16 protein-coding genes and 1 other RNA gene are annotated in these 18,808 nt (G+C 60.1%); 9 read left to right on the plus strand and 8 right to left on the minus strand.

Going from position 1 to position 18,808, the window contains the following annotated elements:
* Positions 1 to 8: 8 nt before the first annotated feature.
* Positions 9 to 302, plus strand: coding sequence for a hypothetical protein (locus tag Q0O19_RS03220; protein ID WP_295520013.1), 294 nt, complete (start codon positions 9 to 11; stop codon positions 300 to 302).
* Positions 303 to 376: 74 nt separating this feature from the next.
* On the opposite strand, the gene ffs is transcribed toward Q0O19_RS03220, so the two are convergent.
* An RNA gene (gene ffs / locus Q0O19_RS03225) (signal recognition particle sRNA small type) lies at positions 377 to 473 on the minus strand.
* 175 nt (positions 474 to 648) lie between these two features.
* Here ffs and dnaX point away from each other — a divergent pair.
* The 4 genes from dnaX (at position 649) to Q0O19_RS03245 (ending at position 4,597) form a co-directional block, all read left to right on the plus strand.
* The gene (gene dnaX, locus Q0O19_RS03230; RefSeq protein WP_295520015.1) at positions 649 to 2,415 is read left to right on the plus strand and encodes a DNA polymerase III subunit gamma/tau; all 1,767 of its coding nucleotides are present in this window, start codon (positions 649 to 651) and stop codon (positions 2,413 to 2,415) included.
* A 35-nt stretch (positions 2,416 to 2,450) separates the two neighbouring features.
* On the plus strand, positions 2,451 to 2,774 hold the full coding sequence (locus Q0O19_RS03235; RefSeq protein WP_100117600.1) for a YbaB/EbfC family nucleoid-associated protein: 324 nt from the start codon (positions 2,451 to 2,453) through the stop codon (positions 2,772 to 2,774).
* A gap of 10 nt (positions 2,775 to 2,784) precedes the next feature.
* Positions 2,785 to 3,375 (plus strand): recombination mediator RecR, encoded by a 591-nt coding sequence (recR, locus tag Q0O19_RS03240; protein ID WP_295520018.1) that lies wholly within the window; start codon positions 2,785 to 2,787, stop codon positions 3,373 to 3,375.
* Between the two features lie 202 nt (positions 3,376 to 3,577).
* The gene (locus Q0O19_RS03245) at positions 3,578 to 4,597 is read left to right on the plus strand and encodes an ABC transporter substrate-binding protein (protein WP_295520020.1); all 1,020 of its coding nucleotides are present in this window, start codon (positions 3,578 to 3,580) and stop codon (positions 4,595 to 4,597) included.
* A gap of 26 nt (positions 4,598 to 4,623) precedes the next feature.
* On the opposite strand, the gene Q0O19_RS03250 is transcribed toward Q0O19_RS03245, so the two are convergent.
* Both Q0O19_RS03250 and gloB read right to left on the minus strand, forming a co-directional pair.
* Complete coding sequence (locus Q0O19_RS03250; protein WP_295520040.1) at positions 4,624 to 6,198, minus strand: transglycosylase SLT domain-containing protein; 1,575 nt, start codon at positions 6,196 to 6,198, stop codon at positions 4,624 to 4,626.
* Positions 6,199 to 6,248: 50 nt separating this feature from the next.
* Entirely contained in the window at positions 6,249 to 7,019 is a 771-nt protein-coding gene (gene gloB, locus Q0O19_RS03255; RefSeq protein ID WP_295520021.1) for a hydroxyacylglutathione hydrolase, read from the minus strand.
* A 43-nt stretch (positions 7,020 to 7,062) separates the two neighbouring features.
* Between gloB and Q0O19_RS03260 the strand changes: the two genes are divergently transcribed.
* From Q0O19_RS03260 to Q0O19_RS03275, 4 genes are all read left to right on the plus strand, one after another.
* Positions 7,063 to 7,857, plus strand: coding sequence for a methyltransferase domain-containing protein (locus tag Q0O19_RS03260; RefSeq protein ID WP_295520022.1), 795 nt, complete (start codon positions 7,063 to 7,065; stop codon positions 7,855 to 7,857).
* Complete coding sequence (rnhA, locus tag Q0O19_RS03265) at positions 7,844 to 8,290, plus strand: ribonuclease HI (RefSeq protein ID WP_295520024.1); 447 nt, start codon at positions 7,844 to 7,846, stop codon at positions 8,288 to 8,290. Before Q0O19_RS03260 ends, rnhA begins: the two co-directional genes overlap by 14 nt.
* A gap of 103 nt (positions 8,291 to 8,393) precedes the next feature.
* Positions 8,394 to 9,722: an efflux RND transporter periplasmic adaptor subunit gene (locus Q0O19_RS03270; protein ID WP_295520026.1), complete on the plus strand. Its 1,329-nt coding sequence runs from the start codon at positions 8,394 to 8,396 to the stop codon at positions 9,720 to 9,722.
* Positions 9,709 to 12,801 carry an efflux RND transporter permease subunit gene (locus Q0O19_RS03275; RefSeq protein ID WP_295520028.1) on the plus strand — a complete coding sequence of 1,031 codons (3,093 nt, stop codon included), beginning with the start codon at positions 9,709 to 9,711 and terminating at the stop codon, positions 12,799 to 12,801. The genes Q0O19_RS03270 and Q0O19_RS03275 overlap by 14 nt, the downstream gene beginning before the upstream one ends.
* A 60-nt stretch (positions 12,802 to 12,861) precedes the next feature.
* Here Q0O19_RS03275 and glp read toward each other — a convergent pair whose 3' ends face one another.
* The 5 genes from glp to Q0O19_RS03300 form a co-directional block, all read right to left on the minus strand.
* Entirely contained in the window at positions 12,862 to 14,157 is a 1,296-nt protein-coding gene (glp, locus tag Q0O19_RS03280) for a gephyrin-like molybdotransferase Glp (RefSeq protein WP_295520030.1), read from the minus strand.
* 35 nt (positions 14,158 to 14,192) lie between these two features.
* On the minus strand, positions 14,193 to 14,810 hold the full coding sequence (mobA, locus tag Q0O19_RS03285; RefSeq protein WP_295520032.1) for a molybdenum cofactor guanylyltransferase MobA: 618 nt from the start codon (positions 14,808 to 14,810) through the stop codon (positions 14,193 to 14,195).
* A gap of 20 nt (positions 14,811 to 14,830) precedes the next feature.
* Entirely contained in the window at positions 14,831 to 15,973 is a 1,143-nt protein-coding gene (gene moaA, locus Q0O19_RS03290; RefSeq protein ID WP_295520034.1) for a GTP 3',8-cyclase MoaA, read from the minus strand.
* Positions 15,974 to 16,064: 91 nt separating this feature from the next.
* Positions 16,065 to 17,498: an aldehyde dehydrogenase family protein gene (locus Q0O19_RS03295; RefSeq protein ID WP_295520035.1), complete on the minus strand. Its 1,434-nt coding sequence runs from the start codon at positions 17,496 to 17,498 to the stop codon at positions 16,065 to 16,067.
* Between the two features lie 143 nt (positions 17,499 to 17,641).
* Positions 17,642 to 18,808, minus strand: a 1,167-nt coding sequence (locus Q0O19_RS03300) for a sodium/proton-translocating pyrophosphatase (RefSeq protein ID WP_295520037.1), incomplete at its 5' end; no start/stop codon positions are given.

The following is an 18,808-nucleotide window of genomic DNA, read 5'->3' on the forward strand; positions in this document are numbered from 1 at the left end:
AGGTCGACATGTCTCCAGAAGCTTCCCAGGAATACCAGCGTGCTGTTGAAGAGGCCGCCAATGCTTTCATGAAAGTGATGGCTTTGCGTGGTTTCAACGTCCGTGACTATCCCCAAAACTTCGTCGCTCAAATGGCGCAGCAAACCAAGCTGGCTTTTGAAACCAACCGTTTGGGTGCCCATCAACATGCCGACAAACTGGTTTCTGAGTTGCTCCGCGCTGCCCCTGCTGCGCCCCAGCTGGTCAGCACTTCCAAGGTCAAAACCATGCCATTTCCAGCATTGCGCCGTCGAATGGCCTGAGGCGGTATCCATAGGGGTGAGCGGGGAAGGTCTGACTGAGGCCATCGCTCATATCAACCCTCCTGAATAGATAAGGTGACGAGCCTTGACCCCGGCACTGGATTCACAGTTAGGGCTGCTTGGTTCCCCACCTGACCCGGTTGGCCGCTTCACCATGCGGGAAGGCCCGTCAAGACAGATTGTAGGCGAGCTGGCCCAGCCTTTTGAATCCAAGTGTGTTTTTTACTGTGAGCCGCGGCAGACCAGCGCCAACAACACGACATGGTTTTCGAGTGGGTGTTTGACCCGGCTGGCAGCTGTGTGGATCAGCCTGATTCGGCCTCGCCAGCCCGATAGAATCGGTGCCATGTCTTACCTTGTACTCGCGCGCAAATACCGCCCCCGCAACTTCACCGAAATGGTCGGGCAGGAGCATGTGGTTCAGGCTTTGACCAATGCCTTGGTTCAGCAGCGTTTGCACCATGCTTACTTGTTCACCGGCACCCGGGGCGTGGGGAAAACCACGGTGTCGCGTATTTTGGCCAAGTCGCTCAATTGCCAGGGCGCAGACGGGCAGGGCGGTATCACCGCCGAGCCGTGTGGTGTCTGTCAGGCTTGCCGTGACATTGATTCCGGTCGTTTTGTGGACTACACCGAGCTCGACGCTGCGTCCAACCGGGGTGTGGACGAGGTGCAAAGTTTGCTGGAACAGGCGGTTTACAAGCCGGTGCAGGGGCGCTTCAAGGTCTTCATGATCGACGAGGTGCACATGCTGACCAACACCGCGTTCAACGCGATGTTGAAGACCCTCGAAGAACCCCCCGAATATCTGAAATTCGTGCTGGCCACGACCGACCCGCAAAAAGTGCCGGTGACGGTGCTCTCGCGTTGCCTGCAATTCAACTTGCGCCCCATGGCGCCTGAGACGGTGTTTGAACACCTGACGCAGGTGTTGGCGGCAGAACAATTGGCGGCCGAGCCTTTGGCGTTGCGATTGTTGGCGCGGGCCGCTCGAGGCTCGATGCGGGATGCGCTGAGTTTGACCGACCAAGCCATTGCCTTTGGCAACGGCTTGGTGCAAGAGGCGGGGGTGCGCCAAATGCTCGGCAGTGTGGACCGCAGCCATGTGTTGCAAATGATCGGCGCCCTGACCGAGGGCGACGGCGCGGCCGTGGTCAACCAGGTCAATGCCCTGCGCCTGCAAGGCGTGTCGGCCGCCGCCACGCTGGAAGACATGGCCATGCTGCTGCAGCGCATGGCGGTGATGCAGATGGTGCCCAGCATGGAGCAAGACGGCGATGACCCCGATACCCAGGGCTTGGCCGATCTGGCCCAGGCCATGCCGGCCGAAGAGACGCAATTGCTCTACAGCCTGTGCCTGCATGGGCGAACCGAGCTGGGTCTGGCCCCGGACGAATACGCGGCCCTGACCATGGTGCTGCTGCGCTTGTTGGCCTTCAAGCCCCCAGTGGGATCGCCGGAAAAAAAAAGTCCGCGAACCCGCTCCGAACCCCTGACAAAAGCGCCTGAAACAACGCCTGCCCCTGCGGCTGCAGAAAATCTGTCCGAGCCACCTCCTTGGGAGGAGTGGCCTGACACGACCGATCATGCCGAGGAGCAGACTGTGGCCCCAGTGAGCCCGGAAAAACCGCCGACTGCGTTGCGTGCATTGCCGGTGCGAGAGGCGCCAGAGCCCTCTGCCCGATTGGACATGCCCCGGCCGGTGGTGCCGGCGGTGCTGCAGGCCACGCCAGAAGGCGATTTTTGGTTGGACGTGGTGCAAGGCTTGCTGACGCAAGACGCCATCCAAGCGCTGGTTCGGGAGTTGGCCCTGCAGTCGCAACTTTTGGCACGCGATGCTGACCAATGGCAGCTGCGCGTGGAGCGCGAAACGCTCAACCACCTCGCTAGCCGCGAGCGTTTGCAAGCGGCTTTGTCGGCGGCAGGCCATGGGAATGTGACGCTGCACATCGAGATGGGCCCGGTGACCGACAGCCCTGCCAGGCGTTTGGCAATCAAGGCCGCTGAAAAAATGCTGGCGGCGCAAGAACTCATCCAAAGCGATCCCTTGGTCCAAGCCATGGTGCGTGACTTTGGGGCCAAAATCGTGCCCGGCAGCATTCAGCTGATTTGATTTAACCCATTTTTCACCCTCTTTAAGGAAACAACATGTTCAACAAAGGACAACTTGCCGGTCTGATGAAGCAGGCCCAAGCCATGCAAGACAACCTGAAAAAGGCCCAAGATGAATTGGCTTTTGTCGAGGTCGAGGGCCAAGCGGGCTCGGGCATGGTCAAAGTCTTGATGACGTGCAAGCACAGCGTGCGCCGAGTGACGATTGACCCCAGCTTGCTGGCCGATGACAAGGACATGCTGGAAGATTTGGTGGCCGCCGCTTTCAACGACGCTGTGCGCATGGCCGAAGAGGTCTCGCAGCAAAAAATGGGCAAGTTGACCGCTGGTTTGCCCCCGGGCATGAAGCTGCCATTCTGATGGACTGACCATGGCCGATACCCACGCCCTTGCCACTTTGGTCCAAGCCCTCAAGGGTTTGCCAGGGGTGGGCATCAAATCGGCCCAGCGCATGGCCTTTCAGTTGCTGCAAAACGACCGGGCCACCGCGCGTCAATTGGCAGCCGCTTTGGACAATGCGGTCCAAAAAATCCGGCACTGTGCGTGTTGCCACACTTTCACCGAGGCCGAGTTGTGCGACACCTGCTTGGACGCCAGCCGTGACCGCACGGTGTTGTGTGTGATCGAAACCCCCGCTGACCAATCGGCCATCGAGCGAACAGGCACCTACCGGGGCTTGTACTTTGTGCTCATGGGCAAGCTCAGCCCTTTGGACGGCATCGGCCCGCACGACATTGGTTTGGCCAAGCTCAAGCAACGAGTGGGCGATGGGGTGCTGACCGAGGTGATTTTGGCGACCAACTTCACCGCCGAAGGCGAAGCCACCGCGCATGTGATCTCAGAAATGATCCGTCAGCAGGGCTTGTGCGTGACACGTCTGGCGCGGGGCGTGCCTGCAGGCAGCGAGCTGGAATATGTGGACTTGGGCACCATTGCCCACGCGCTGGTCGATCGACGCTGAGCGGCGGCCACTTCAGACCATGCGGGTCCTTGGGCGGGGGTGTGGCCCCTGAGGGTTCGCTGGCAATCCATTACGTGAAAACCCGATCGGGATGAATCCCGATGCGCAAAACGTGGCTTGTTCTTATGCTGAGGTTCTCGAATTTTCGAGGGTTCATGGGGAGCAGTTGGTGTCTGATGGGCGTGGACAACGTCGTTCTTTTTTGCTTTCTGCCTTGGGTGCTTGGGCCGTGTCTCCCGGATCGATGGCCGCTCCTGACCCAGTGCGCAGCGAGCAGCGGCCCCTTCAACGCGTCAGCATCGCTTTGGCTGCGCCCAACAGCCTTTACCACTTGCCCTTGACCCTGGCCGACAAGCTGGGGTATTTCAGACAAGCGGGGATTGCTGTGGAGTGGTCGCCGCAAGAGTCTGGCGCCAAGGCTTTGGCCATTGCCTTGCAAGGGCAGGTCAACGTGGTGGCCAGTGCGTTTGAACACCTCTTCGGTTTGCATCAAAAGGGCTTGAACTACCAAGCTTTTGTGCAGATGGGGCGAACCCCACAGCTGAGTTTCGGTGTCGCAACCCGGCTGGATGTGCGTTCGGTGATGGGACTCAAAGGGGCCCGTGTGGGGGTGAGCTCCCTCCAATCGAGCACCCACTCCATGGCCTGTCATTGGCTGATGCAAAACGGCCTTTTGCCGGAGGATGTGGTCTTTGTGGAGGTGGGGACCTCTGCCGGCGTGGTGGATGCCTTGCGAACAGGCACCATCGATGCTTTGTGTAACCCTGACCCCATCATGTACGGGCTAGAGCAGCGCAACGAAATCCGCCTATTGGGTGAGGCCCGAACACTGATGGCCTCGCGAAAACTGATGGGCGGTTCGGTTCCAGGGTCTTGTTTGTGGGCCCGTACAGATTTCTTGCAAAAGCAGCCTGAGCTGACTCAGGCTTTGAGCGATGCCGTGGTGCACGCGCTCAAATGGCTGCAAACGGCAGGCCTGACCGACATCTTGAAGACCGTCCCTTCCACGCACTGGGTGGGGGACCGTGCCATTTACTTGGGGGCATTCGAAAAGTTGCGAGAGTCTTATGCCCTGGATGGCTTGTTTGTCACGAACGATGTGACCAATGCGTGGCATGCTTACAACCGATTGCCCAACCGTTTGGGGGGCGCGCGTCCAGCGTTGGCTTCCACCTACAACAACAGTTTTGCTTTGAGATCCAAAAATCGGTTTTCAGCTTAAGGGGTGACCCTTTCCCACTTGGCGCTTCAACGTGCTGTTTTGTTGGTCTTTTTGCGTGGTGTCTGTGCAGGTTTGGGCGGGTCTGATTTCGCGGAACTTGGCCGTGTCACCCGCCTTGCGCCCTGCGAGGGCACCAAGAGGGTCAAGGTTTGACCCGAGGCCAGATGTGTGTTGACTTTCAACTTGTTCCAGGCGGCCATGTTGGCTTCAGACACGCCATGGCGTGCTGCCAAACTGGCGAGAGAATCGCCTTTGCGCGCTTTGACCAAAATTCGTTTGAGCACCATTTCGGGTGCCAGTCCGAGTTGGCCGTTGTCGGCCAGGTGTTCGGTCACATCGTTGTCCAGTTGCCCTTTGCGGTGCACCAGCAGCGTTGAGCCTGCGGTAATCATCATCCGAGGCGGGATGTCATTGACCGAGCGCAGTTGTTCCACGGGCATGCCCAATTGCTGGGCCACTTCCTCGGCTTTCATGGTTCGGGGGGCTTGCCACGCCGTCCAGGTGGCCAATGGCCGGTTGGCATGGGCTTGCAGGTTGCGCTCGAACACTGTGGCGTTGTCCCAGGGCAGTAAAATTTGAGGCGTTCCAGCGGCCAAAATCACCGGCCGTTTCATGGAAGGGTTGAGTGCCTTGAAATCATTCAAGCTCACCGAGGCCAATTTGACCGCCACCGCCACATCGATGTCGCGCTCGATCGGCACACTTTTGAAATAGGGGTGGTTCTGGATCAGCGGCAGTTGGGTGTTGAAGAACTCCGGTTGTGCCACGATGTTCTTCACCGCCTGCAGTTTGGGCACGTAATAGCGGGTCTCGTTGGGCATGATCAGATCGCTGTAAGTCAGCGGTTTGCCCAGCGCTTTGTTGCGAGCCAGTGCCCGGCCCACGCTGCCTTCGCCCCAGTTGTAGGCGGCCAAGGCCAAATGCCAATCGCCAAACATGCCGTAGAGTTTTTGCAGGTAATCCAGCGCGGCCCGGGTGGACTCGAGCACGTCGCGCCGGTCATCCCTGAACAGGTTTTGTTTCAAGTCGAAATATTTGCCAGTGGCCGGCATGAATTGCCACATGCCTGCAGCCTTGGCGCTCGAGACCGCCTGTGGGTTGAATGCCGACTCGATGAAGGGCAGCAAAGCCAGTTCGGTGGGCATGTTGCGCCGCTCCAGCTCTTCGACCACATGGAACAAATAGGGGCGCGAGCGCTCGGTCATGCGCAACATGTAATCGGGCCGACCGGCATACCATTGCTCCCGGTTGCGAACCAAGTCGTTTTCGAGGTCTGGCATGGCAAAACCGCGGCGAATTCGCTCCCAGATGTCCCTGGGCGGTGTAAGCGCCAAACGGCTGCGTGGTTTGAGCTCCACCACCGAGTCCTCTATTAGAGAGCTGCTTTGTTCGCCTTCTGCCAAGGCTTGGACAACAGCCTCGCTGTTTGGAGTCGGCGGTCGTTGCGCGGACGTTGCCGGCGCTTGAACCACCGGCACGGGCACGGGCGCGGGCGCGGGCCCCGGCGCGGGCGAACCTGTGATGGGACTAGGCGCGGTGGCGCAAGCCCCCAACAACAGGGTCAGCGCGAGGCTGCCGGCGGCCCAAGTTCGCCTGGCAATATGGGCCGTGCATGGCCAGAAAAAGGGGGTGTGGGAGACCCTGGCGTTCTTCAAAATTCGTTTTTCCAGGTGCGTAGCGCTGCAAAGCAGGTGACATCGTCCAGTGCCTGTGCATCACGTTGTTGGACGGCAAAGGAGACTGCGGGGCTGCGGCTGCGCAAAAAAGGGTTGATGGCGCGCTCGGTGGACAACAAAGCAGGCAAGGTGGCCTGGTTTTGCTCGCGTAAAAGAAGACAAGTTTGAGCGTAGTTTTGCAGGTCGAGGTTCAGCGGATCGACTGCCAAAGCGAATTTCAGGTTGGACAGGGTGTATTCATGGGCACAGCAAATGCGCGTGTCACAGGGCAAAGCGGCCAAGCGGTCGAGAGAGTCGAGCATTTGGGCCGGTGTGCCCTCAAACAAGCGACCGCAGCCGCCCGAAAACAAGGTGTCGCCGCAAAACAGCAGCGGCGTTTGATCGGCGGGGTGGAGCCAAAAAGCGATGTGTCCCAGGGTATGTCCCGGCACATCCAGGACCTGCAGCGTCAGGCCTTGCCAGTTCAGGGTGTCGCCTTGTTGAAACCCGCGCACCGACACCGGCATTTTTTCCAGGGCCGGGCCAGCCACCTGTGCCCCGGTGCGGGCCACCAGTTCAGGCAGGCCACCCGTGTGATCGGCATGGTGGTGGGTGACTAAAATGAGGTCCAGTTCAATGTCGGGGTGCTGCGCCAACCAAGCCAGGACAGGGGCACTGTCACCGGGGTCAACCACCAAGGCATGGTGGTTGTTGTGCAGCAACCAAATGTAGTTGTCTGAGAATGCGGGCAGTGCAATGAGTTTCATGGAGATGGAGATTATAGAAAACAAGCTTTCAGGTGAGACTTGGTTGGACCCTTTGGGTCAGCCGGCGGCGTCGCGCTTGCTGGCTTGGGAGCAGTTGCAGACCGACGAACTCTTGGCCGATGTCTTTGGATACCACGCCTTGCAATTGGGCTGGCCCCAATTACAGGCCCTGCGCACCAACCGCATGCCCCACCAGTGGCTGGCCCAGACCGAGTTTGAGCCTGCGTCTCCCGCCTCTGAGGGGGTGCCGGAGTCTGGCCCCCACCTTTTTTTGGACAGCCGGGCTTGGCCGTGGCCCGCGGACAGCCTGGATTTGGTGGTTTTGCCGCACACTTTGGAGCGTTCTGCCGATCCCCATGCCTGTTTGCGAGAGGTGGCGCGTGTTCTGATACCTGAAGGCCAAGTGTTGATCACCGGTCTCAATCCCTGGAGTTGGTGGGGTTGGAAGCAAATGCGAGGACAGCGCCAGGTTCCAGCGCCCTTTACGGGGCCTCACCTGAGCTCGTCCCTCATCGCTTACCGTCGCTTGCGCGATTGGTTGCGCTTGTTGGGCTTTGAGGTTCAGATCAGCCGAATGGGTGTCTCGAGCCCGGCCGCTGGCAGTGATGCCTGGATGAATCGCTTGCGCTGGATGGGTGTTTTAGGCCAGCGGTGGTGGCCTGTTTGGGGTGGTGTTTACCTCTTGGTGGCCACCAAGAGGGTGCCCGGTGGGCGCTTCATCGATGGACGCCGTTGGCGCACGGTACGATCGCCCGCTGGTGCAACGGTCCCGATTGCCCGGACAGACACCTTCATGGGCCCCACCACGGCCCCGAAAGACACCGTTGAGTCACGTTGAAATTTACACAGATGGCGCCTGCAAAGGCAATCCCGGTCCCGGGGGCTGGGGTGCCCGCTTAAAGTCGGGCCAGCATGTTCAGGAGTTGTGCGGCGGCGAGCTCAACACCACCAACAACCGCATGGAGATGATGGCCGTCATCGAAGCCCTGTCTGCGCTCAAGCGACCCTGTCAGGTGACGCTCTATTTGGACAGCGAATACGTGCGCAAAGGGATCACCGAGTGGATCCACGGCTGGAAAGCCCGGGGCTGGCGCACGGCGGCCAAGCAACCCGTCAAAAACGCCGATCTATGGCAAAAACTCGACGCTGTGGTGTCCACTTCGGGACATCAAATTGACTGGCGGTGGGTAAAAGGGCATGCGGGCGATGCGGGCAATGAGCGCGCCGATGCGCTGGCCAACCAAGGCGTGGAAAAAGCCTTGGGGCGTTGATCGGTTGTGTTCGCGATCATTTCCGACGCCTAGTTCGTTGGGCAAACGCCTCTACGCTGTTACATTTTGCGGTCTTGGTGATTTCAACCTGAGAAAGATCTGAATGGCTTACAAGAAGCAATATGCCGTGCTGGCGTTGGTGGGTGTTTGCGCGGCTTCGGGCGCTGCTTGGTGGTACCAAAACAAACCGGCATCGGGCGATGTGACCCCAACCGCGGCCTCTGCCGCTCCTGCTGCAGGCGCAGCCAGAGCCGCCGCAGTCGAAGTGGCCAAAGTTCAAACCATGACACTGGTGGACGAAACCCAAGCGGTGGGCAGTCTGCGCTCGCTTCAGGGGGTGATGATGCGACCCGAAGTGGGCGGTCGCGTCAAGCAAATCTTTTTCAGCGATGGCCAACGCGTGCGCAAAGGCCAAGTCATGGTTCAGTTTGAAGACCAGCTTCAGGTGGCCCAAATGGCCCAGGCCAAAGCCGAGTTGTCGATTGCCGAGGCCAACCACAAACGCAACCAAGAGTTGGTGACTCAAAACTTCATCAGCAAGCGCTCCTTGGATGAAAGTGGCGCTGCACTTGAAGTGGCGCGGGCCAAACTTTCCCTGGCGGACGCCACTCTGCAGCGCTTGAAGGTGTTGGCGCCATTTGATGGCATCACGGGCCTGCGCCAGATCAACGTCGGCGATTACCTGAAAGACGGCGCCGACATGGTCAACATCGAGGACATCGATGCGGTGTTGCTCGATTTCCGTTTGCCTGAGCGCTTCCAGGCCAAAATCCGTGCGGGACAAAAAGCCCAGCTGACGGTGGACGCCTTGCCAGGCAGGCCTTTCACGGCCATTGTGCAAGCGGTGGACCCTTTGATCGAGGCCAATGGCCGCTCGGTGGGGGTGCGCGGCTGTATCGACAACCGCCAGCAGCAGCTGCGCCCGGGCATGTTCGCCAGGGTGAATGCGGTGTTCGGTGCCCGTGAGAACGCTTTGGTGATCCCGGAGGAAGCCATCATCCCGCAAGGAGGACGCACCTTTGTGGTCAAGGTGGTGGCGGGCGACAAGCCCGACACCTTGGTCTCTGAGCGTGTGCCGGTCAAAACAGGCCTGCGCCAGCCGGGCAAGGTGGAAATTTTGGAAGGCTTGAGCGTCCAGGACACCGTGGTCACGGCAGGCCATCAGCGCTTGCAAAAAGACGGTACGGCAGTCCGCGTGGTCGATCTGAACCAGCCCGCGGGTGGCAAACCTGCTGGCGGCCCCACTCAGGCCGGTGCACCTACAGCCAGCGCTTCTTCTGCATCGGCTCCAGCAGGGCCGCCTTCGGCTGCACCGCCCGGAAAGCCTGGTTCAGCGCTCACAGGCAACAAGACTGGATCGCCCGCTGGTAAGGCAGCAGTGGCTTTGACCGGCCCCAACCCGTGCCTGAGGGGTGCAGATGCAGCTCGCTGAAGTCTCCATCCGACGGCCGGTCCTGGCCGTGGTCATGTCTTTGATGATCTTGTTGGTGGGCGCTGTGAGCTTCAAAAGCTTGTCGCTGCGCGAATACCCCAAGATCGACGAACCCACGGTGACGGTCACCACCCGTTACGTCGGGGCTTCGGCCGAGGTGATCGAGTCACAGGTCACCAAACCGCTGGAAGATTCGATTGCTGGCATTGACGCAGTGGATGTGATCACCTCTATCAGCCGCGCCGAACAGTCGCAAATCACGGTGCGCTTTCGCCTTGAAAAAGACGCCGACACGGCCGCTGCCGAGGTGCGTGACCGCACCTCGCGCGTGCGCAACCGTTTGCCGCAGGCCATTGAAGAGCCGGTGATTGCCAAAGTCGAAGCCGATGCTTTCCCGGTGATCTGGTTGGCTTTTTCGAGCGACACATTGAATCCATTGCAGATCAACGACTTGGTCAATCGGGTCGTCAAACCCCGTTTGCAAACCGTGACCGGGGTGGCCGATGTGCGCATTTTCGGGGAGCGAAAATACGCCATGCTGGTGTCGCTTGATGCGGCCCGCTTGTCCTCTTTTAAGCTCACACCACAAGATGTGGAAGAGGCCATCCGTCGCAGCAATTTGGAGCTGCCAGCAGGGCGTATCGAGTCGACCAACCGCGAGTTCAGCGTTTCTTCCCAAACCGACTTGAACCGTCCAGGGCAATTTGGCGACATCGTGATTCGCAACATCAATGGTTTTTCCGTCAAGTTGCGTGATGTGGCTCAGATCAAGGAGGACGCCGCCAGCGACCGCAGCATGGTGCGTTTGAATGGCCAACCGGCGATTTCGGCAGGCGTGATTCGCCAAGCCACGGCCAACCCCCTGGAGTTGTCCAAAGGCGTTCGCGAGATGATTCCCCGACTGAAGGCCGATTTGCCAGGTGACATGGCCATCAACGTGGCCAACGACAACTCGGTGTTCATCGATCGATCGGTCAAAAACGTGTTCCAGACCATCATCGAGGCCGTGGTTTTGGTGGCATTGGTGATTTTTGTTTTCCTGCGCACCTTGCGTGCATCGATCATCCCCATCATCACCATCCCGGTCAGTTTGATCGGGGCCTTTGCCATGATGGCCTTGGCGGGTTTCACCATCAACACCCTGACTTTGCTGGCGCTGGTGCTGGCCATTGGGCTGGTGGTGGACGATGCCATTGTGGTGCTGGAAAACATCTACCGGCACATTGAAGAAGGCTTGGACCCGTTTTCAGCGGCCATTAAGGGGGTGCGTGAAATCAGCTTTGCTGTGATCGCCATGACCATGACGCTGGCGGCGGTCTTTGCACCTTTGGCCTTCACGCCCGGGCGAACGGGCAAGTTGTTCGGCGAGTTTGCGCTGGCCTTGGCGGGGGCGGTGATCGTGTCCGGTTTTGTGGCACTCACCTTGGCCCCCATGCTCAGCGCCAAGCTGCTGCGGCATAACCCCAACCCCAGTTGGTTTGACCGCAGCATGGAACGTTGTCTTACATCGTTGTCCAAGGGGTACGAGTCGCTGTTGAGTTTGATCCTCAACCGCGCCCGATGGGTGGTGGTGTTGGTGATGGTGGGCTCAGGCGTGGGCATCGCCCTGATTTACCCCAGCATGAAGCAAGAGCTGGCGCCACTGGAAGACCGAGGCACCATTTTGGGCACGGTGAATGCGCCGGATGGCTCCACCTTGGAATACACCGACCGCTATGCCCGTGCATTGGAAAAATTTGGACAGTCCTACCCCGAATTTGACCGGATTTTCTCCAACATGGGCAACCCCACGGTGGGGCAGGGCACCGTGGTCTACCGCGCGGTGGACTGGGACGAGCGCAAACGCAGCACCTTGGACATTGCCCGTGAACTGGGGGCCAAATTCAACAGCCTTCCGGGGGTGAATGCGTTCCCGATCACGCCCCCCTCACTGGGCCAAGGTTTCCGTGAACGGCCTTTGAATTTCGTGATCCAGACCTCGGACAGTTACCAAAATCTGAACTTGCTGACGCGTCAGATGATGGACGAAATCGCCAAGAACCCTGGCATTTTGTCGCCCGATGTGGATTTGCGCTTGAACAAGCCCGAGCTGCGAGTGGAAGTGGACCGCGTGAAAGCGGCCGAGCTGGGCGTCAGCATCGAGGTGGTGGCCAAAACCATCGAGACCATGTTGGGCGGGCGCGTGGTAACCCGGTACAAACGCGATGCCGAGCAGTACGACGTGATTGTTCAAACCTTGCCCTCTGCCCGCAACACGCCCGATGACATCGATGTGATCCAGGTACGGGGCCGCAACGACACCATGATCCCCTTGAGCATGTTGGTCAAGGTGCGCGAAAGCGTGTCACCACGGGAGTTGAACCACTTCGGGCAACGCCGCTCGGTGTCCATCACCGCCAACCTCGCACCCGAGTATTCCTTGGGCGAAGCTTTGAAGTTCATGGACGACACCGCGGCCAAGGTCTTGAAGCCGGGCTACACCACCGAGCTCAACGGCACTTCGCGCGAATTCAAGAGCGCTCAGGGGGCTTTGGTGATCGTGTTCGTGCTGGCTTTGTTCTTCATCTTTTTGGTGTTGGCTGCGCAGTTCGAGAGCTTCGTCGATCCTTTTGTGATCATGCTGTCGGTGCCTTTGTCCATGATCGGCGCGCTGCTGGCGCTCAAATGGACAGGCGGATCGCTCAATGTGTATTCACAAATCGGTTTGATCACCTTGGTCGGACTGATCACCAAGCACGGCATCTTGATTGTGGAGTTCACCAACCAGTTGCGTGAACAAGGCATGAACATGCAAGAAGCACTGGTCAAGGCATCAGGCCAGCGTCTGCGCCCCATCTTGATGACCACAGGGGCCATGGTGTTGGGTGCAGTGCCTTTGGCATTGGCCACGGGCGCGGGTGCCGAGAGCCGAACACAAATCGGCTGGGTCATTGTGGGCGGCATGAGTTTGGGCACTTTGCTGGCCATCTTTGTGGTGCCCACCATGTACTCCTTGCTCGCCCGCAAGGCGGTACCAGGGCCCAACAAGGCAGTGGCCCACGACGAACCTGCAGCCGCAGGGCAAGCCTCAGGCCATTGATTTTTTGTGGGTTCTGCCATTCAAAAGGGTTGCACTTGCAGCCCTTTTTCTGGGTGGTGCTCAGAGGTGCCCGTCAAACATCATCACATCCACCTCGTCGCCCACGGCCACGTTGCCTTGGGCATGGCCCAGCACGATCAGGCCATTGGCATGCACCATGGAGCTAAGAACACCGGATCCTTGGTTGCCGGTGATGCTGACCTGCAACTCGCCTACTGCGTTCGAGCTGACGATGCCACGCTGGTATTCGGTGCGGCCCGGCTTTTTGCGCAAGGCCTCGGTGCTTTTGGCTTTGAGCAGGGGCAGGGCAGGCGCTTGCCAGCCCATCAGGTGCTGCAGGGCCGGGCGCACAAAGGCAGCGAAGGTCACCATGACGGCCACCGGGTTGCCGGGCAGGCCAAACAAAACGGCTGAACGGTTTGCGCGCTGGATGCGGCCCACGGCCATCGGGCGACCTGGGCGCATGGCGATGCGCCAAAAGGCCACATCACCGAGCTTTTTCATCATGGCCTTGGTGTGATCGGCCTCGCCCACGCTCACGCCACCACTGGTGATGATGGCGTCGGCTTGGTCGGCCGCTTGCATGAAGGCTTGTTCCAGCGCGGCGGGTTCGTCGCGCACCACGCCCATGTCGATCAGCTCGCAGCCCAACGCTTTCACCATGCAGGCCACCGTGTAACGGTTGCTGTCGTACACCGCGCCTTCTCGGGGTGATTCGCCCAGGCTCAGGATTTCGTCGCCGGTTGAAAAGTAGGCCACCTTGGGCTTGCGCCAAACAGTGACTGTGGGCAAACCCAGGCTGGCCAGCAGGCCGCAAGCCGCAGGGCCAAGTCGCGAGCCTGCATGCAGGGCGGGTTGGCCCGCCATCAGGTCTTCACCCAGCAGGCGGCGGTTGTCGCCTGCTTGCAGCACGCCCGGCGTGATGTGGACCGAGTCGCCCTCTGCTTTGACCAGTTCTTGCGGCGCCACCGTGTCCAACCCTTTGGGCATGATCGCTCCGGTCATGATGCGAACACACTCACCCGCATGCACGCTGCCTTGCCAAGCGGCACCGGCAAACGCCGTGCCCACCACGGTGAACGTTTTAGGGCGGTCGGTCCGCAGTTCAGCGCCACGCAAAGCGTAGCCGTCCATGGCCGAGTTGTCGTGGGGCGGTACGCTGATGGGTGAGACCAGGTCTTGCGCCAGGATGCGGCCATGGGCATGCATCAGGGGCAGGCTTTCCTGTTCCCGCACCGGTTGCACCAGTTGAGCCAGAAAATCGTTCACATGTTGGGCCGAGAGGGCCTGTGGGTCATAGCCTTGGAGCCGCTCAGCGATCTCGTTCAGGGACAGTGGTGTGGACAGGGTCGTCATGGTCTGCGCGGCCACTGCAACAGTGGCCAGGAGGGTCAGAGGGCTTCGAGTTGCTGCAACTCGGCCAAGGTGTTGGCGTTGGCAAAAGCATGGGCGCTGTCGCCGGGCAAATCAAATGGGACCATGGCGCAGCGTTGCTGGGCCGTCCAGGCGTCGATCTTGCGCCCACCGCTTTGGGTGAACTTGACCAGGCTTTCGAGCAGGTCCGTTTTGATCAGGCAAAACACCGGCTGTGGGCGCACCGTGCCATCGGCCTCGGGTGCGGCCGCCATGGCCATGTCGGCGTCTTGGGCGTTCAAGGCCGTCAGCAAGCGCTCGACCAAGTCCAGCGGAAACAGCGGTGAGTCGCAAGGCACGGTGAGCATGAGCGGCGTTTCGCAGCGCTCCAGTCCGGTGAGGAAGCCCGCCAAAGGACCGGCAAAACCGTCGATGCTGTCGGGCCAAACCGGCACACCCAGCGATTCATACGCTGCGAGGTTGCGGTTGGCGTTGATCAACACTTCTTGCAAAGGGTGGCTTTGCAGTTGCAGGCGCATCAATGTTTGCAGCGCCAGCGGAAGACCGTGGAAGTTCTGCAGGCCTTTGTCGGTGCCGCCCATGCGCGAGCCACGCCCGCCGGCAAGGATCAGGCCGGTGATGGCTGTGTTGTTCATGGCAAGAGTTGTCATGGCCTTCAGCCTCCGATATAGCTCATTTCCACCCGGTGGCCGGGGCCGCTGGCGGTGTCCGGGCCGCGCAGGCTGCGCAGCACCGAGTATTGGTCGGTGCGCCCGCGCCAGATGGCGTCCACCATGGCGGCCAGGGCGGTGTCCGTTTGGGTCGGGTCACGCAGCAACTGACGCAGGTCATAACCTTGGCTGGCAAACAGGCACAAATAAAGTCGGCCCTCGGTGGACAGGCGGGCGCGGTTGCAGTCGCCGCAAAAAGCCTGCGTCACGCTGCTGATCACGCCGATTTCGCCCAAAGCCGGGTCGTATTCGCCTTGGGCGTTGGCATAGCCCCAGCGTGCGGCTGTTTCGCCCGGGGCCGAAGGGTCCAGTGGCACCAAGGGCAGCTCGGTTTGCAGCAAGCGGATCACCTCGGCGCTGGGCAACACCTCGTCCATGCACCACCCATTGGTCGCCCCCACGTCCATGTATTCGATGAAGCGCAGCACGATGCCCGAACCTCGGAAGTGCCGGGCCATGGGCAAAATTTCGTGGTCGTTCGTGCCGCGCTTGACCACCATGTTGACTTTGATCGGCCCAAGGCCTGCCGCTTGGGCTGCTTCAATCCCGGCCAGCACGTCGGCCACCGGAAAGTCCACGTCGTTCATGGTTCTGAAAACCGCATCATCCAGCCCGTCCAAACTGACCGTGACGCGTTGCAGCCCGGCGTCTTTCAGACTTTGGGCCTTCCGGGCCAGCAGTGAACCATTGGTGGTCAGGGTCAAATCGAGAGGCAGGCCCTCGGGGGTGCGCAGCGCAGCCAGTTGCGCGATCAGGATTTCGATGTTCTTGCGCAACAGCGGTTCACCACCAGTGAGGCGAATTTTGCGCACCCCTTGGCTTGCAAACACGCTGGCGATGCGGGAAATTTCTTCAAAATTGAGCAGTTGCTTGTGCGGCAGGTAGACATAGTCTTTGTCAAAGACTTCCTTGGGCATGCAATAGCTGCAGCGAAAGTTGCACCGGTCGGTGACGCTGATGCGCAAATCGCTCAAGGGCCTGCGCAAGCCGTCCAAGGTCAGGCCGTTTAAGGCATGCCCCTCGGCAATGGGGGGCAATGGCAGACTGGGGTGGCGCTGGTCAAGCAGCGGAATGACGCGTTCAGACATAGAAGGTTGATTGTGCCTTCAAACCCGGATGCCCTTGGTCTTCAAGGACTCCCCAGGGTCATGCGCAACTGGATCGGACCCAATGTCTGCTTCAGCCGTGCGCAATGGCCACGGTTTTGAGGGTGGTGAAACCCAGCAAGGCCTCAAAGCCTTTTTCGCGCCCGTAACCCGAAGACTTGACACCGCCAAAGGGCAACTCCACACCCCCGCCTGCACCGTAGTTGTTGATGAAGACCTGTCCGCTGCGCAGGCGCTTGGCCATGCGGAATTGGCGTGAGCCGTCTCGCGTCCAAACACCGGCGACCAGACCGAATTCGGTGGCGTTGGCCAGTTCTACCGCGTGGTCTTCGTCCCTGAAGGCCATGGCCGCCAGCACGGGACCAAAGACTTCTTCTTGCGCCAAGCGGTGCATCACCGGCACGTCGCGCAAAAGAACAGGGGCTTGGTAAAAACCTCCCGCAGGTACGCCGGGGGCAATTTGGCCTTGCGCCACGGTGGCGATGCCATCGGCTCTGGCCTGGTCCAGAAAACCGGTCACACGGGTCAACTGGCTGGCGCGTATCAGGGGGCCCAAGTCCAAATTCATGGCGGCAGAGCCCACCTGCAGGCGGCCAAAGGCTTCGCCTAAGCGCTGGAGCAGCGGCTCGTAAATGCTTTGCTGGATCAGCACACGAGAGCCTGCGCTGCAAGTCTGACCTGAGTTTTGCACGATGGCGTTGACCACCACGGGAATGGCCGCGTCCAGGTCGGCGTCTTCAAAAATGATTTGCGGGCTTTTGCCCCCCAGCTCCAAGGTGACTGGGCAATGGCGCTCGGCGGCCACTTGCTGGATGAGCGTCCCAACGCCAGGGCTGCCGGTGAAGCTGATGTGGTCAATGCCGGGGTGCCGGGCCAGTGCATCGCCCACTTCGTGGCCGTAACCGGTGACGATGTTGATGGCCCCGGGCGGAAAACCCACCTCAGCGGCCAGCTGCGCCACCCGGATCAGGCTCAGGCACGCGTCTTCGGCCGGCTTGACCACACAGGCGTTGCCTGCAGCCAAGGCACCGCCCACGCTGCGTCCAAAAATCTGCATCGGGTAGTTCCAGGGAATCACATGGCCCGTCACACCGTGTGGCTCGCGCCAGGTCAGGACGCTGTAGCCGTTTTGGTAGGGCAGGGTCTCGCCGTGCAGCTTGTCGCAAGCGCCGGCATAGAACTCGAAATACCGTGCCAGCGCCAGCGCATCGGCAGCCGCTTGTTTGGTGGGTTTGCCACAGTCACGCTGCTCGAGCGCAGCCAGCTCGTTGGCGAATTGCACCACTTTTTGTGACAACTTCATCAACAGGCGGCCACGCTCCATGGCGCTCAGTTTCCCCCAGGGGCCGATGAAAGCAGCGCGGGCCGCTTGCACGGCTTGGTCGATGTCGGCGGCCTGGCTGCGCGGAATCTGATCGAAGACCTGCCCGTCCGAAGGGTCCAGCACGTCGATGGTTTGGCCGGCCAAGGCGGGGAGGGATTGGTTGGCGATGAAGTTGTGTTGCATGCTGGTATTTTGGACTTGCCAGGTTATTTGAAAATCACCCACGGGACAGCTCAGGGTGCCATCACTGAGAAACCAGTCCATTGACCGTTACGAGTGCCAAAAAAGGGCCCGCAAAAGCGGGCCCTTGAGCGCTTCAGGTCAGCTCAAGCACCATGAAACTGCATCACCAGTGGCACGATCAAGAGCGCCACAATGTTGATGATCTTGATCAGCGGGTTGATGGCAGGTCCTGCCGTGTCTTTGTAAGGGTCACCCACGGTATCGCCCGTGACGGCCGCTTTGTGGGCCTCCGATCCCTTGCCGCCGTGGTGACCGTCTTCGATGTATTTTTTGGCGTTGTCCCAAGCACCGCCACCTGTGCACATGGAAATCGCCACAAACAAGCCGGTGATGATGGTGCCCATCAACAAACCGCCCAGCGCCTTGGGCCCCAAGATCAAACCGACCAGCACAGGTACCACCACGGGCAACAGGCTTGGGATGACCATTTCTTTGATGGCGGCGGTGGTCAGCATGTCCACAGCTTTGCCGTACTCGGGCTTGGCTGTGCCCTCCATGATGCCGGGGATTTCTTTGAACTGACGGCGAACTTCAACCACCACACTGCCAGCGGCGCGACCGACCGCCTCCATGGCCATGGCGCCGAACAGATATGGAATCAAACCGCCAATGAACAAGCCAATGATGACCAGTGGGTCGGATAAGTCAAACCGGATGACTTTGCCGTAAGCCTCTAACTTGTGGGTGTAGTCCGCGAACAACACCAAAGAGGCCAAGCCCGCAGAGCCAATCGCATAGCCCTTGGTCACGGCCTTGGTGGTGTTGCCCACGGCGTCCAAAGGGTCGGTGATGGCGCGAACACTGCTCGGCATCTCGGCCATTTCGGCAATGCCGCCGGCGTTGTCGGTGATGGGCCCATAAGCGTCCAGCGCCACCACAATACCGGCCATGCTCAGCATGGACGTTGCGGCAACGGCAATGCCGTACAGTCCACCCAATGCATAAGCCGTCCAAATGGCCAGGCAAACAAACATCACCGGCCAAGCGGTCGAACGCATGGACACGCCAAGACCGGCAATGATGTTGGTCCCGTGGCCGGTGGTGGAGGCCTGAGCGATGTGTTGAACCGGGGTGTATTGCGTGCCGGTGTAAAACTCGGTGATCCAGACCAAGGTGGCGGTGAGCACAAGCCCAACGGAACAGGCACCAAAAAGCCGCAAGGGTGCGCCGGTGCCGCCCAAGGCGTTGTCAGGCATCAGCCAGATGGTGACAAAGTAAAAGGCGATAAGGGACAGCACGCCCGAAATGGC

Origin of the sequence: Limnohabitans sp. Rim8 (genome assembly GCF_945869175.1) — a bacterium.
Lineage (GTDB): Bacteria > Pseudomonadota > Gammaproteobacteria > Burkholderiales > Burkholderiaceae_C > Limnohabitans_A.